A 15992-nucleotide genomic window follows, 5' to 3' on the forward strand; every position below is an offset into this window, starting at 1 on the left:
ATCCGGCGCTGCCGCACGGCCGCGACCGGGCGGGCCGCGGCTCGCGGTGTCGCGGGTCTGTCCACAGCTCGCACAAGGGACAGACAGGGGACACATCCGTCGCCGGTCCGCCCGGCCTTGCCCGGATTTCGGCCAATAATCCCGTCGCCCCGACACAAGCAAAAGATCAGGCCACGAGGAGGAGCCCATGCTGGAATGGATGAGCAAGCTGCTGGGAGGACGTTCGGTCAAGGCGCCCGCGGACGTTCCCGAGGCCTGGGCCGACCGGCTGCAGACCTGGGCCCAGCCGCTGGGCGCGGCGCTGGCCCATGACGTCCTGACCTATGTCCTGACCGGCGAGGCGCTCGAGGTGCTCTCCACGCTGGCGGACAGCGAGGGCGTGGACGCCAAGCTCAGGCTGGTGGAGTTGGGGGGGAGCCGGGCAGGCGGGCAGGCGCTCTACCTGGGCTTCGAGCAGGTGCCGGCCGCCGTGGGTCTGCGCCTGGCGCGCGTGCTCGAGGCCGCCGTCCAGCACAGCCAGCTGGCCCGCTGCTATCTGCAGTTCGAGCGGGATGTGAAATGGCCGGAGCTGATGCTCGTCCACAGTGCTGGCACGGGGCTGAACTGCTTCAGCGGCACGCGACCGACGTCCAAGGGCCTGTTCGCCGAGTGCCTGGAGGCGCTGTGCGTCGAGGACGGCCTCTCCCCCGATGCCTGGCTGGTGGGCGGCTTCCAGCTGCCCAGCGGACCGTCCTACATCGCCGAGCAACGGCCCTTGCTGCTGACGGACGTCGCCGGGTATGAGCAGGCACTCGTCCGCCACGCCGAGCGGCTCTCGGCCCTGCTGCTGCCCTCCTCGGTGGGCGGCCGGCTGCATGTGCTGAAGATGATCGCGACGGCCCCACAGGCCGCGCTGGACCACTGGGCCCCCGCCATCGCGGAGCTCGCGACCAGCACGAGCAAGCAGATCCGCAGCGCCACGGACGCCCTGCTCCCTCGCTGCGGCCTGCCGGTCATCGAGGCGCTGCAGGCGCTGGCGCTGAAGGGCAAGCCCGACGTGCGCCTGCAGGCCCTGCGCCGCCTCGCCACGCTGGCCATCCATCGCAGCGACGCGGCGCTGGCGAGTTTCGCGCGCGACACGGCCGCCGCAGACAAGGCCTCCGCGGTGCAGGCCCTGATCGCCGAATGGGACAGCGAGGCGCAGGTGCCCGCGGTGCCGGACTATGGGTACGAGCTGCCCGTCATCGACTGGTCCGTTGGCGCCAACGCCGTCGCCGCCAGCGACCTGGCGCAGCTGTGGGCGCAGGCCAATGCGGCCGTGGAGAAGTCCAATGCGCAGGCACGGGAGTACCACGCCCGCGCCCAAGCCCAGGGTCATGCCTGGCAACTGCGGGAAGACCAGCACTACCGCGATACCGACGCGAAGGCCCTGCAGCGCGTGCTGGAGACGCAGGGCCCGGCGCTGGGTTCGCTCACCCTGCCGGGCACGCCCTACGGCGCGCAGCAGTACCTCGTGCCCCCGTTGCAGCAGCTGGCCACCGCCGGCCGCCTCACGCCGGTGGCCCTGGTCAAGATGCTCCGGGCGCTGCGCTTCATCGATCCGAAGGGCCAGACCGTCGAGCATGTGCTGACCCAGTGCGCGAATGCCCTGCACCGCGCCACCGGCCGCCCGGGCCTGCTGGAGCTCTCGCTGCTGCTGGAGGCCCACGGCTATCCGCCCGAAGGCGTGCTGCGCACCTACTGCTCGAGCTGGGGCCAGACCCTGGCGGCCGACTGGCAGGACGCCGACGTCTGGCCCTTCGTGGCCCATCATCAGGACCTGGTGATCCGCGTGCTCACGGAGTCCTCCGCCAACGACTGGCACTTCGCACGGGCCAAGCTCTTCAAGGCCATCGGCACGCTGCCCACCCCGCCGCAGGCGCTCGTCAACACGCTCTTCGAGCTGGCCCTGGGCTCGGCCAAGGGCGACCGGATGCTGGCCCAGGACGCGCTGAAGAACCTGGCCGGCAAGGAGACCCGCCTCATTGCCGCGCTGGAGAGCGGCAAGGCCGAGGTGCGCACGGTGGCGGCGCAGTGGCTCGGCCGCCTGCGGCACGAGCCGGCCGTGCGCGCGCTGGAGCAGGCCGTCCGCAAGGAGAAGCACGACGTTGCCAAGGGCGCGCTGCTGGACGCACTGCAGGCGCTGGGTCGCCCGGTGGAGCACTACCTCGACCGGGAGGGGCTCGCCCGGGATGCGGCGAAGCAGCTGGACAAGGGCCTGCCCAAGGACCTGGAATGGTTCCCCTTCGCCGCGCTGCCGGAGGTGCGCTGGCACGACACGCAGGCCGCAGTGCCGCAGGCCTCCCTGCGCTGGCTGCTGGTGCAGGCCTGCAAGCAGAAAAGCCCGGAGCCCAACGCCGTGCTGCGCAAGCTGTGCGGGCTCATGGAACCGCGCGACCGCGAGGCGCTGGGGCAGTTCGTGCTGGAGGCCTGGCTGACCGAGGACGTCCGCCCGGCGACGCACGACGAGGCGGTCGCCCGGGCCCGGACGATGGCCAAGATGCACTGGGACGCCATGCAGGCCTACCCCCAGTTCTACCAGAACGACCCCTTGTTCAACCGGAGCGTCGACGAGATCGCGGTGACCCTGGTGGCGCATGTGCAGCGCCAGCCGCTGGCCTCGGCCATCGGCAGCAAGGGCCTGCTCGCCGTGGCGGCGGCCTGCTGCGCGGAGCGGGCGGCACCGCCGGTGCAGCGCTACCTCAAGGCGTGGTACGGCACCCGCGCGGGCCAGGGCAAGGCGCTGATCGCGATGCTGGCGTGGATCGAGCACCCCAGCGCCACGCAGCTGATGCTGTCCATCGGCAACCGCTTCCGCACCAAGAGCTTCCAGGAAGAGGCGACGCGGCAGGCGCAGGCCCTGGCCGAGCGCAAGGGCTGGAGCCTCGCGGAGCTGGCCGACCGCACCATCCCCTCGGCCGGCTTCGACGAGACCGGCACGCTGGAGCTGAGCTACGGCCCGCGCCAGTTCACCGCGCGCCTGCTGCCCGACTTCAAGATCGAGCTCCTCAATCCCGAGGGCAAGAAGGTCACGGCCCTGCCGGACCCGCGCCAGGATGACGACGAGGCGCAGGCCAAGGCGGCGAAGAAGACACTCAGCGCCGCGAAGAAGGAGCTCAAGAGCATCGTCGATCTGCAGACCGACCGCCTCTACGAAGCCCTGTGCACCGGCCGCGACTGGCCGGCCGAGGACTGGACGGACTACCTGCTGCGCCACCCCGTGCTGCGGCACCTCGTCCAGCGCCTCGTCTGGCTGGAGACCGTGGAGGACGGCGATCGGCGCATCGTGCGTCAGGTCTTCCGCCCGCTGGACGACGGCAGCCTCACCGACGTCCACGACGACCCCGTCGCACTGCAGCCCGGCTCGCGCGTGTGCCTGGCGCACGACTCGCTGCTGTCAGCCGAGCTGGTGGGCGCCTGGCAGCAGCACCTCGCCGACTATGCCGTGAAGCCGCTGTTCCAGCAGTTCGGCAAGGGCAGCTACACCCTGCCCGCCGACAAGACCGGCGCGACCGAGGTGCGCGACTTCGAGGGCCACCTGATCGAGACCTTCGCCCTGCGCGGCCGCGCCACCAAGCTTGGCTACACGCGCGGGGCCTCCGAGGACGGCGGCTGGTTCTACACCTACGAGAAGCGCTTCCCCACGCTCGGCCTGCTGGCCCTCATCGAGTTCACCGGCAACGGCCTGCCCGAGGAGAACCGCACCGTGGCGCTGCGTCACCTGTCCTTTGCCTCGACGGAGGCGGGGGACCGCTGGTCCCGCAGCGCGCAGCCGCTGAGCCAGGTGCCGCCGGTGCTGCTGTCGGAATGCTATGACGATCTGCGGCTCATCGCGGCCGAGGGCCCGGGCTTCGATCCGGACTGGGAGAAGAAGAGTGAGTACTGAAGCCATCCTGCGCGAGCCCGCCGAGCGGGTGCATGCCGACGAACTGGCTCGCCTGGCCGAGAAGGACGACGCGCCGAGGCCGGCCGGCTGGCACCTCTCGCCCCGCGCGGTGCGCAGCTTCGTGCTGGGTGACGCCCGGCTGGGCGTGTCGCGCAAGTTCTATGGGGACGATGCGCTCATCGACCGCTGCATCGTCACGCTGATGAGCGACCGCGGCCTGCTGCTCGTCGGCGAGCCCGGCACCGCCAAGTCCATGCTCTCGGAGCTGCTCGCAGCCGCCATCTCGGGGCGCTCGACCTGCAGCATCCAGGGCACGGCCGGCACGACGGAGGACCAGATCAAGTACGGCTGGAACTACGCCCTCCTGCTGGCGGAAGGACCGACGCCGCGCGCACTGGTCGCGAGCCCGATGCTGGAGGCGCTGCGGGCCGGCTGGCTGTGCCGCTTCGAGGAGGTGACGCGCGTGCAGCCCGAGATCCAGGACAGCCTCATCAGCCTGCTCTCCGACAAGCTGCTGCACATCCCCGAACTGAAGGGCGATGACGGCACCGTCTTTGCCGCACGCGGCTTCAATGTGCTGGCCACGGCCAACATCCGCGACCGCGGCGTCCACGAGATGTCGAGCGCCCTCAAGCGCCGCTTCAACTTCGAGACCGTCCGCCCCATCGCCGACCGCAAGATGGAGGCCCAGCTGATCCGCGAGCGCACCGACGCGCTGCTGCGGCACGCGCAGGTCGAGGTGGAGTTCCAGCCCGACGTCGTCGAGCTGCTGGTCACGGCCTTCAACGACCTGCGCCATGGCGTCACGCAGGAGGGCGTGGTGGTCGAGAAGCCGACGGCGGTCATGTCCTCGGCCGAGGCGGTCTCGGTGGGCTATGCGGCCTGCCTGGATGCGCACTACTTCGGCGACGGCCGCGTGGGCGGCGAGCATGTGGCGAGGCAGCTGATCGGCACGGTGCTCAAGGACAACCCGGACGACGGCAAGAAGCTGCGCCACTATTTCGACGTCGTCGTGAAGCAGCGCTCGCAGAAGCTGGTGGGCGCCTCGCAATGGAAGCGTGTGCTCGATGCCCGACGCGAGCTGGACCGCTGAGGCGCCGCAGGCCGAGGCGCTGCGCGCCCTGGGCGCGCGGCTCATCACGCCGGCCCTGATCGTCTTCCCGGTGCGCCACCACAGCCCGGCCTGCGCCTTGCAGCTGCAGCGGCTGCTGGCGCGCATGCCCGTGTGCGCCGTGCTCGTCGAAGGACCGCGCAGCTTCACGCGCCTGATCCCGCAGCTGACGCATCCGCAGGCGCGCATGCCGCTGGCCTTGTACGCCTACTGCGTGTTCAAGGCCCAGGGCGAGACACCCGCGCGCCGCCACGCGGCCTACTACCCGTTCTGCGACCACTCGCCCGAGCTGGTCGCGCTGCGCCATGCCGCGGCGCTGGGCCTGCCCGCGCGCTTCATCGACCTGGACCTCGCCGAGCAGTCGGCGCTCGAGTCCGAGGCCGGTCCCGACGAGGCCGCTGCCGACGAGCCCGCACGCTCGCTGCTGGACGAGCGCCATCTGCAGCGCAGCCAGTACCTCGCCCACCTCGCCCGCGCGCTGGGCTGCCGGGACCATGAGGAGCTCTGGGAGCACCTGTTCGAGGCCCCGGCCCCCGGCCGCAGCGTCGAGGCGCACATCGCGGACGTCGCCGCCTACTGCCAGCTCTCGCGGCTCGAGCACGGGGAGGACGAACTGCGCGCCGACGGCACGCTCGCGCGCGAGGCCGAGATGGCCGCGGCCATCGCCGAAGCGCTGGCGCAGCGCGGTCCCGGGGACGGGCCGGTGCTGGCCGTCGTGGGCGGCTTCCATGCGGTGGTCCTGCCGGATCTCGTGGCGGCCGGCACCGCCCGGCCCGCGCTGCGGACCCCCGCCATCGACGACCAGGCCGGCGCCCTCATCCGCTATGCCCAGGACCGCCTGGACCGGCTGAACGGCTACAGCGCCGGCATGACCTCGCCCGCCTGGCATCAGGGGCTCTGGGAGCGTCTGGCGCGGCGCGAGGCGCTCGCGCGCACGGCGCCGGACGCCGCCGCGGCCCTGCGCCGCGAGCAGGCCCTGAGCGTGCTGCTCGACGTCGCGACCGAGCTGCGGGAGAAGCACCGCGTGCCGCTGCCCCTGCCGACGCTGGCGGCCGCCTGCGAGCAGGCGCTGCAGCTGGCCGCCCTGCGCGGTCGCGAGGCGCCGCTGCGGGCCGACGTGCTGGACGCCGTGACGAGCTGCTTCGTGAAGGGCGAGCTGGATGCCGAAGGGGCCCTGATCCTGGACGTCACGCGGCGCCAGCTGTGCGGCACGCTCACCGGCCAGCTGCCGCCCGGCACGGACCGCCCGCCGCTGCTGCGGGACGTCGAGGCCCGCGCACGGCGTCAGCGCCTGAAGATCGACGACGCCCAGCCGCGCCGCCTGGTGCTGGACCTCTACCGTCGCCCGGACCACCGCGTGACGAGCCGGCTGCTGCACGGGCTGGCGCTGCTCGGCGTGCCCATGGCCGTGCGCCAGTCCGGCCCCGACTTCGTCCATGGCATGGGCCTGGCACGCCTGCAGGAGCACTGGGAGTACGCGTGGTCGGCCGTGACGGAAGGCGCGCTCGTGGAGGCTGGCGTCCTTGGCACGACCCTGCCCCTGGCCGTCGCCCACCGCTTCGAGGCGCGACTCCAGCGGCTGACGGACGGCACCGACCCGCGCCATGCCGGCGCGGCCGCGGCGCTGCTCGTGCAGGCCTGCGTGCTCGGCCTGCACGACCACGTGCGCCCCGTGGCCGCCACGCTGGCGGCGGTGATGAACGAGGACGCGCACTTCGAGTCCGTGGCCGCGGCCTGCGGCATGCTGGGGCTGCTGTGGGAGTCGCGCGAGCCGCTGGAGGCGCGCCAGCTCGCCGAGCTGCCCGCCCTGCTGCAGGCGGCCTACCAGCGCGCCATCTACCTCGGCCGGGACCTGCAGGGTGCCCAGGGCGATGGCAGCGCCCTGCTCGACAGCCTGTCCCGCCTTCGCGAGCTGCTGCTCAGCGAAGCCGGCGAGACGCTGGACGCGGCGCTGTTCTGGTCCCTGCTCGAGCATCTGCAGTCGGCGCATGCGCTGAGCCTGGTCCGCGGCGCGGCCGCCGGGCTGCGCTACTGCGCCGGTCATCTGGACGAGCACGGCCTGGAGCGGCTCGTGGGCGGCCACCTGCACGGCGGCCTGCGACCGGCCGACGCCGTCGCCTTCCTGCGCGGGCTGCTGGGCACGGCGCGCGAGGCCGCCTGGCAGCAGCAGCGCCTGCTGGAGGTGCTCGACGCCCGCCTGCGCGACTGGCCGGACGGCGAGTTCGTCGCCGTGCTGCCCGAGCTTCGCCTCGCCTTCGCCGGCATGACGCCGCGGGAGACGGACCGCATTGCCGAAGCCGTGGCCGGCCTGCACGGCCAGCGCGACCTCGGCCGGCTCGTGCACCATGAACTCGGTGCCGAGGCCGTGCAGCGGCACCTCGCCGCCTCGGCGCAGCTGCTCGAACGCCTCCGGGCGGACGGGCTGGAAGGATGGCTGACCCCATGAGCACCCTGGAACGCTGGCGCCTGGTGCTCGGCCGCTACGCCGAGCAGCCGCTGACCCCGCAAGGCCTGCAGGGCGATGCCGGCCGGCGCGACCGCGCGCTGGAGCACCTCTACGGCCGCGAATACCAGGGCCGCGGCCTGCGCGGCGACGGCGCGCGCGGACCGGGCTCGCTGGATGCCTCGCAGCTCCAGCTCGTCACCTGGCTGAGCGAGGTCCGCGAGCTCTTCCCGCAGGAGACGGTCGAGGTCATCGAGAAGCACGCCCTGGACCGCTACGGCCTGACCGAGCTCGTGACCGACCCGCAGACCCTGGAGCGCCTCGAGCCCAACCAGCAGCTCCTGCGCACGCTGCTCACGCTGCGCGGCCACCTGCACGGCGACGTGCTGCACCTGGCCCGGCGCATCATCCGCCAGGTCGTGGAGGCACTGCGGCGCCAGCTCGAGGCGGAGGTCCGCCAGGCGCTGGCGGGCCGCCTCAACCCACATCGTCACTCGCCCATGGCCGTCGCCCGCAACTTCGATGCCCTGGGCACGGTGCGGGCCAACCTGCGCCACTACGACGCCGAGCGGCAGCGCCTGCTCGTCGAGCAGCTGAAGTTCTTCGAGCGCAACCAGCGGCGCCTGCCCTGGGACATCATCCTGTGCGTCGACCAGAGCGGCAGCATGGTGGACTCCGTGATCCACAGCGCCGTCATGGCCGGCATCTTCGCGGCGTTGCCGGCCTTCCGCGTCAAGCTGGTGCTGTTCGACACGAGCGTGGTCGATCTCACCGAGCATGTCGACGACCCTGTCGAGGTGCTGATGCAGGCGCAGCTGGGCGGCGGCACCGACATCGGCAAGGCGGTGCGCTACTGCGCGCAGCAGGTCGAGGTGCCGCACCGCACCGTGCTGGTCCTGGTCACGGACTTCTGTGAAGGCGCCGCGCCGGCGGAGCTCGTGCGCCAGGTGAGGCAGCTCGCCGAGGCCCGGGTGCGCATGCTGGGCCTCGCTTCGCTGGACGGCAACGCTCACCCCGTGTACGACCGCCAGATGGCCGAGCGGCTCGCGGCCTGCGGCATGGAGATCGCCGCGCTGACGCCGCAGCGACTGGCGCAATGGCTGGTGCAGGTGATCTCGTGACGTCCCTGCGCGCCCGCCTCCAGGAACAGCTCGCCCGCTACGACGACGAGGGCTTCGCCGCGCTGGCCAACCGCGGCCTGCTGCGCCGTGCACAGAAGGACCTCGAGCGCCTGACGGTCCACGTGAGCGAGGACGCCGACACGCAAGTCGTCGTGACCGTCGGCGAGCAGCACATCACCTTTGACGAACGCGGGCCGGCGAAGGCCCGCTGCGACTGCCCGGCCTCCGGCGTCTGCCAGCACATCCTGGCCGCGGCCCTGGGCCTGCGGCAGCTGGCCGAGGCGGGCGCGGGGGCCGCGCCCTCCGTGCCTGCCGACCGGCCCGCCACCGGGCCCGACGCCGCCCCCTCGGCGGAGCCTCCCCAAGCGGGCGAGCCCCCCGTCGACCCGCTCGCCCCGCTGCGCGAGGCGCTGCTGGCGATCAGCCCGGCTGCACTGCTCCGCCATGCCGGCAAGGCCGGCTATCGCTGGGCCTGGCAGTGCGTGCAGGACCACGACGACACGTCGTGGCTGCGGATCGGCGGCAGCAGCCATCTGGTGCTGACCCTGCAGCAACCTCGCCTGACCTTGCGCTACATGGGCGGCGGGCTGGAGCAGCTCATCGCGGACGTGGCGCTGGCCAGGATCGAGAAGTACCAGGTCGCCGCCGTGCTGGCCTTCCAGCGCGCTCATGGGCAGGCACTGACGCCGCCCGAGCCCGCGGCCGCTCCGCGCACGCAGGCGCTGGACCTCGGGATGGACCACGCCCTGGCCGCCACGGGCGCCGCCTCGCTGCCCGTCACGCGCGAGCGCCTGCGCCTGAGCGCGCGGCGCCTGTTCGCCGATGCCGTGGAGCTGGGGCTGTCGCATCTGTCCGCCGGCATGCAGGAGCGTTTCACGACGCTGGCGGTCTGGGCCCAGGGCGCCGAGTACCCCAGCCTGGCACTGCTGCTGCGCCGCCTGGCCGACCACGTCGAACTGCTGCTGGAGCGTGCCGGCGGCGCGGACGAGCACCGGCTGCTGGACGAACTGACGCTCGCGCACGCGCTGGTCGATGCCCTCGGCGCGGCGGCGGCGCAAGACCTGACCCCTGCCCGCCTCCTGGGCCGGGCCCGCACGCGCTATGACGAAACGGGCACGCTGGAGGTGCTGGGGCTGGGCGCCCGGCCCTGGCGCGCGGCCAGCGGCTATGTGGGACTCACGATGCTGCTGTGGTCGCCGCAGGAGGGCTTCCTGTCCTGCACGGACGCGCGGCCCGAATCGCTGCGGGGCTTCGACCCGGTCGCCCGCTACCACGCCCCCGGCCCCTGGACCGGCCTCGGCGCCCCGCAGCGGGCCACGGGGCAGCGGCTGGCGCTGCTCGGGGCTCAGCTCAACGAGGCGCGGCGCCTGTCGGCACGCGAGAGCACCCACGTGACGATGCTGCCGCCGCAGGCCGAGGCCTGGTCCGCCGAAGGGCTGGAGCCCTGGACCGACTGGGCGGCCCTCGCCGCCTCGCGGCAGGCGGGGCGCAGCCTGCTCGACCGGCCCGGCCCGATGGAGGAGTGGGCGTTCCTGCAGCCCGATCGCATCGGCCCGTGCCGCTTCGATGACCACCGCCAGACGCTGCTGTGGCCCTTGTGGGACGCCGGCGGTCGCGAGCTGGTGGCCGAGCTGCCCTACGACCGCTTCAATGCGCCCGCCCTGGCGCACCTGGAAGCGCTGCCCGCCGGGTCCGTCACCGACGGGCTGATCGTGGTCGCGCAGGTCCGCTCGCTCGGGGGGCGCCTGCGGGCCGAGCCGCTGAGCCTGATCCGGCCCGGACAGGCGCAGCCGGTGAGCACCCTGCACTTCGACGCCGCGCCAGCCTCGCCGGCCGCGCCGGGGCTGCTTGCCCGCTGGCGCCAGGCCTGGGCCGCCCGGAGCGAGACGCCCCGCGAGAGCGGCCCGCCGCCGGTCGCGGTGCCGGGAGCGCTTCTCGGGGCGCGGCACACCTTGCAGCGACTCGCCGAGCGCGGCTTGCCCAGCGAGGTGCCCGATGGCTGGCGGGCCGCCCTGCAGCAGCTGGCCACCGAGACCGGCGTGGCGGGCTTCACGGCCTTCGCGGCCCTCGGCCCGGCGGCACGCCCCGGCGAGGCGCTGCTGCGGCTGAACTACATCCGCCTGGCCTACGAGGCGCTCGGCGGCGCCGACGCCGACGCCCTAGAGTGACGGCGCCGGCCCGAGGTGGCCGAGCATCGCATCGAGCAGATCGGCGACCTCCGACGGCCCCGCCAGGAAGAAGCGGGCCGCCGAACGGGCGGCCGAGCGCTCGGTGCCGGGTCCCACCTTGATCGTCAGCCAGTGCGCCGGCGCTCGCTGGAACACGGGCTCGTCGTTGAGGTCATCCCCCACGAACAGGGCCGTGCCGGCGCCCTCCTGCCGCACCAGCGCCAGCACGGCGTCCGCCTTGTCCGGCGCGTGCGCGGGCACGATGTTGAAGACCATCTTGCCGCCGAAGACATGCAGCGCCGGGCTGGCCGTCCGCAGCAGCCGCTCCAGCGAGCGGCGGGCCAGGGCCCGGTCCGGGGCGTTGCGGTAATGCAGGGCGATGGAACTGCGCTTGTCCTCGAGCTGCACGCCGATCGCCTCCAGCGTCCCGCGGTGGGGCTGCAGCCAGTCCCGCGCCACGGCCATGGCGCTCACCCACACCGGGGCGGGCTCCGCGACCGGGCCCTCCGCTCCATGGCTGCCCACGATGTAGCGGGGCTCGAAGTCGAGCCGCTGGCGCACATCGGCGACTTCACGGCCGGTGACGATGGCCACCGGCACGCGCGCGGCAATGCGGCCCAGGCGTTCGCTCACCGCCGCCGGCATGCGCGCCATCGAGGGCAGCGCGACGATGGGGGCCAGCGTGCCGTCGAAGTCGAAGGCCAGCAGGGGCGATGACGCGAGCGTCCGTGCGAGGGCGGCCTGTCCCTCCGGGCCCAGGATGTGCGGCCTCGCCGGCTGCATCGGATGCATCGCCCCCACCGGTGTCCTCCCTTCCTGCCCTCCCGCTCAGCCGGCGCCCAGCCGCCGCACGCGGGCCTCCACGCGGGCCCGCAGACGCCATCTCGCGGCGTCCGCCAGCATGCGCGCCGCCCAGCGGAACACATTGAACTCCCGCACCGTGCTGCGCAGGCTCACCATCCGCTCACGCTGCTCGGCCGAGGGCATGGTGGCGGCGCGCAGCAGGGCGTCGGCCGTCTCCTCGACGTGGTAAGGGTTGACGATCAGTGCCTGCGTCATCTCCCGGGCCGCGCCCGCGAAGCGACTCAGCACGAGCACGCCCTGCTGGTCGTCCCGCGCCGCGACGAACTCCTTGCACACGAGGTTCATGCCGTCATGGAGGCTGGTCACCACGAGGATGTCGGTCGCGCGGAACAGCTCGTTCACGGCATCCGGCTCATGGTGCCAGGCCAGCAGATGCACGGGCTGGTAGGCCTCCCGCGCGAAGCGGGCATTGATGCGCTCGGCCGCACGCTCCACGCGCTCCTGGAAGCTGCGGTACTCGTCCAGCGACGAGCGCGTCGGCGCCGCCACCTGCACGAAGACGAAGCGCCCGACCCACTCCGGCGCCTTCTCCAGCAGGCGCTCGACGGCGTTGAGCCGCTCCAGAATGCCCTTGGTGTAGTCGAAGCGGTCGATGCCCACGGCCAGGCAGACGTCCGCCGGCAGCCCCAGGCGGGCGGCCACGCGGCGGCGGCACTCGGGCACGGGCGGCCACCGCGCCAGCGTCTCGGCATCCGGCCACTCGATGGAGATGGGGTAGCTCTCCACCAGCGTCTCCTTGTCCTGGAAGCTGATTGTCGACACCTCGGCCTCGATGCGCGCCTCCAGGTAGCGGTCCACCGTCTCCATGAAGTTGCGGCAATGGAACCGCGTGTGGAAGCCGAGGATGGTGCTGCCCAGCAGGCCCTGGAGGATCTCGCGGTTCCAGGGGCAGATGCCGAAGGACTCCGGATTCGGCCACGGGATGTGCCAGAAGGTCAGGATGGTGGCCTGCGGCAGGCGGGCGCGGATCATCGCCGGCAGCAGCGCGAAGTGGTAGTCCTGCACCAGCACGACGGGGTCCTCGCTGCGGGCCTCGGCCACCACGGCATCGGCGAAGCGCTGGTTCACGAGCCGGTACGTCTCCCAGTCGGGCTCGCGGAAGACCGGCCGCACATGCGCCACATGGCACAGGGGCCAGAGCCCCTCGTTGGCGAAGCCGTAGTAGTAGCCCTGCTCCTCCTCGGGCGTGAGCCAGATGCGGCGCAGCTGGTAGTCCTGCAGCCCGGGCGGCAGGCCGACGCGGTCGTGCGCGTCCACCACCGCGCGGTCGGCACTGCCGCTGCCGTGGGCAATCCAGGTGCCCGAGCAGGCCCGCATCACGGGCTCCACGGCCGTCACCAGCCCGCTGGCCGGGCGTCGCACCTGGACGCCGTCCGGCCCCTGCTCGTGAACGTAGGGCTCGCGATTGGACACGACGATGACCTGGTCTCCCCGGAGCTGCGTCTGCAACAGCTGGCGCAGGCGCTCACCGGTCCACTCGAGCGCCGGTCCCTGCATGCGGCGGTACTCGTCCTCGAGATCGCGCAGATTGGTGCGCAGCTCGTCGACGATGGGCGCCAGCTCCGGCGGCGGCTGCGGCGCATTGACCGGGGGCGTGATGAGCCCGTCGCCGCGCAGGATGGCGCGCGCGCCCTTGACCCAGCCGCGCCAGCTCACCTGGGCCACGATCATCGTGATCAGGGCCACCACGAAGCCGAGGCTGGCGATGAAGCCGACGAGGTAGCGGCGCGTGTCCTGGCTGCGCTTCTCGATGAAGCTCATGTCATGCAGGAGCACGAGACGCCCGGCCAGCGCTGGCGCGGGCGGGCCCTCTTCCGCCACGGCGACGGCGCTCGCCGGCCACGGCGGCGCCATGGCCTCGCTCGCCGGCAGCGACGCCGCGAAGGCAGGGTCCGGCACCGGCCGAAGCACGGGATAGACGCCCACATGCACGGCCCCGCCCGCCAGGCGAAGACGCGGATCCTGACGGCTGGCAATGGCCTGGCTGCGCGCGCAGCCGAGCCCCTCGGGGAACGCGCGCGTGGCGTGCAGCAGGTGGTCCTGCGCATCGCAGGCGGCGATGGCGAAGAGGCGCTCGTCACGCACCGCGCGGTCCAGCAGCGAGGCAAGCCGCTCCGCATGATGAGGGGGGCGGGCACCGGGCTTGCCCGGCCCTGCCCCCGGCGGCGCCCCGGCGCTCATCGCTGCAGGTGTCGCGCCGTCCACGGCCTCCGCCATGGCCTCCGACACGGCCTCGGACATCGCATTGACCATCAATGCGCCGCGGCTATTGAGGTCCCGCGAGAACCAGCGCAGAGTAACCTGATCCAGCAGCGGCAGCGCGATGTAGGCAGCCCCCACCAAGGCCACCGTGAGCGGCAGCAGGAAGCGGAGCTGGAGGCGGAGTGTCTTCATTCCTCGATCACGGCGTGAGCCGGCTTTGCAGGCCGGCAGGTCCCTGGGGCTGGCGGCGTTGTCTCCATCTGGCCACGTCACCGTCGTTTCATGGGTTTCGATGCGCAACAGGAGGTCTCTGCATGCCACCGTCCTCACCGGTCCGGGCACCGTCCAACGTGCCGGCTTCTTCACCGTCGGGCCCGTCTCTGGCCCCCTCCCTGAACCTGGCCGTGATCGGCAACTGCCAGATCAGCGCCCTCCTGGACGCCGCCGGCAGCGTGGTGTGGTGCTGCATGCCACGCTTCGACAGTACGCCGGTTTTCGACGCGCTCGTCCATGCCCCCGACGGTCGTGCGGACGATGGGGTGTTCAGCGTCGAGATCGAGGACTTCGTCCGTTCGGAGCAGGCCTACGACCCCGGCACGGCCATCGTCCGGACGCGGCTCTTCGATGCCCAGGGCCAGTCGGTCGAGCTGGTGGACTTCGCGCCGCGCTTCATCACGCGCGACCGCCCCTACCGCCCGGCCCAGCTCGTGCGGCGCATCCGCCCGCTCACGGGCCACCCGCGCGTGCGCATCCGCGTGCGCCCCCGCGGGGACTGGGGCCGCGCGCCGCCCATCACCACCAGTGGCAGCCACCACCTGCGCTACCTGCTCCCGGAGCTCACGCTGCGGCTCACCACGAACGCACCGCTGACCTACGTGACCGATGGCAGCTGGTTCGTGCTGCACAAGGCCGTCAGCCTGCTCCTGGGTCCGGACGAGACGCTGGACGACGGCATCGAGGAGACCGCCCGCCGCTTCGAGGAGCAGACGGCGCTCTACTGGCGCCACTGGACGCACCGCCTGGCGCTGCCGCTCGAATGGCAGGACGCCGTGATTCGGGCGGCGATCACGCTGAAGCTCTGCCAGTTCGAGGAGACCGGCGCCATCGTCGCGGCCATGACCACCAGCATTCCCGAGGCCCCGAACAGCGGCCGCAACTGGGACTACCGCTACTGCTGGATCCGCGACGCGTTCTTCGTCATCCGCGCGCTCAACAGCCTCTCGGAGGTCGGCACGATGGAGAGCTATCTCAACTGGCTCTACAACGTCATCCGCAGCGCCCCGGACGGACATGTGCAGCCGCTGTACGGCATCGGGCGGGAGTCCTTGCTGCCGGAGTCGATGGTGGATGGCGTGTTCGGCTACCGGGGCATGGGGCCGGTGCGCGTCGGCAACCAGGCCTACGAGCACTTCCAGCACGACGTCTACGGCAGCGTGGTGCTCGGCGCGGCGCAGGCCTTCCATGACCAGCGCCTGTTCCGCCAGGCCGATGCCAGCGACTTCCAGGCCCTCGAGAGCATGGGCGAGCAGGCCTGGCGCCTGCATGAACAGCCGGACGCGGGCATCTGGGAGCTGCGCACGCGGGCTCGCATCCACACGTCCTCGGCGCTGATGTGCTGGGCCGCCTGCGACCGCCTGGCGCATGTGGCCACGCGGCTGTCGCTGCCCGAGCGGGCCTCGTTGTGGCGCGAACGTGCCCGCACCATCCGCATCAAGATCCTGGAGCGCTCATGGAACGGCGAGCGGCAGGCCTTCGTCGAGAGCTTCGAGGGCCAGGACCTCGACGCCAGCGTGCTGCTGATGGGCGAGGTGGGCTTCCTGAACCCGCAGGACGCGCGCTTCATCAGCACGGTCAAGGCGCTGGAGAGCACGCTGTGCGACGGCTACTTCATGCGCCGCTACGAAGGCCGCGACGACTTCGGGCTGCCCGAGACCTCGTTCAATGTCTGCACCTTCTGGCACATCGATGCCCTCGCCCGCACCGGCCGCCGCGCCGAGGCTCGCGAGTACTTCGAGGCCATGCTCGCCCGGCGCAATCCGCTCGGGCTGCTCAGCGAGGACCTCGCGCCTGCCACGGGCGAGCTCTGGGGCAACTTTCCGCAGACCTACTCGATGGTGGGCATCATCCACAGCGCGGTGCGCCTGTCCGCCCCGTGGGACAGCGTCGTGTGACGCTCGCG

The 15992-nt window shown here is 72.5% G+C and carries 8 protein-coding genes; 6 read left to right on the top strand and 2 right to left on the bottom strand.

The features are described from left to right. Window positions 1–187: 187 nt before the first annotated feature. Genes QRD43_RS19265 through QRD43_RS19285 form a run of 5 tightly spaced genes read left to right on the top strand, consistent with a single transcriptional unit; the run spans window position 188 to window position 10747 of the window. Window positions 188–3904: a DUF4132 domain-containing protein gene (locus QRD43_RS19265; protein WP_285984121.1), complete on the top strand. Its 3717-nt coding sequence runs from the start codon at window positions 188–190 to the stop codon at window positions 3902–3904. Further along, window positions 3894–4997, top strand: a complete 1104-nt coding sequence (locus QRD43_RS19270; protein WP_285984122.1) for an ATP-binding protein — start codon at window positions 3894–3896, stop codon at window positions 4995–4997. Before QRD43_RS19265 ends, QRD43_RS19270 begins: the two co-directional genes overlap by 11 nt. Beyond that, entirely contained in the window at window positions 4972–7461 is a 2490-nt protein-coding gene (locus tag QRD43_RS19275) for a DUF5682 family protein (protein WP_285984123.1), read from the top strand. The genes QRD43_RS19270 and QRD43_RS19275 overlap by 26 nt, the downstream gene beginning before the upstream one ends. Beyond that, window positions 7458–8579 (top strand): VWA domain-containing protein, encoded by a 1122-nt coding sequence (locus QRD43_RS19280; RefSeq protein WP_285984124.1) that lies wholly within the window; start codon window positions 7458–7460, stop codon window positions 8577–8579. Before QRD43_RS19275 ends, QRD43_RS19280 begins: the two co-directional genes overlap by 4 nt. Beyond that, a complete protein-coding gene (locus QRD43_RS19285) occupies window positions 8576–10747 on the top strand; it encodes a YehQ C-terminal OB-fold domain-containing protein (protein ID WP_285984125.1) in 2172 nt (723 codons plus the stop codon). The genes QRD43_RS19280 and QRD43_RS19285 overlap by 4 nt, the downstream gene beginning before the upstream one ends. Here QRD43_RS19285 and otsB read toward each other — a convergent pair. After that, window positions 10739–11539 (bottom strand): trehalose-phosphatase, encoded by an 801-nt coding sequence (gene otsB / locus QRD43_RS19290; protein ID WP_285984126.1) that lies wholly within the window; start codon window positions 11537–11539, stop codon window positions 10739–10741. The genes QRD43_RS19285 and otsB overlap by 9 nt on opposite strands. Window positions 11540–11575: 36 nt before the next feature. Beyond that, window positions 11576–14005 (bottom strand): alpha,alpha-trehalose-phosphate synthase (UDP-forming), encoded by a 2430-nt coding sequence (locus QRD43_RS19295; RefSeq protein WP_285984127.1) that lies wholly within the window; start codon window positions 14003–14005, stop codon window positions 11576–11578. Window positions 14006–14127: 122 nt separating this feature from the next. Between QRD43_RS19295 and QRD43_RS19300 the strand changes: the two genes are divergently transcribed. Further along, the gene (locus QRD43_RS19300; RefSeq protein ID WP_285984128.1) at window positions 14128–15984 is read left to right on the top strand and encodes a glycoside hydrolase family 15 protein; all 1857 of its coding nucleotides are present in this window, start codon (window positions 14128–14130) and stop codon (window positions 15982–15984) included. Window positions 15985–15992: the final 8 nt, after the last annotated feature.

The organism is Roseateles subflavus (assembly GCF_030285365.1).
GTDB classification, from domain to species: domain Bacteria; phylum Pseudomonadota; class Gammaproteobacteria; order Burkholderiales; family Burkholderiaceae_C; genus Roseateles_B; species Roseateles_B subflavus.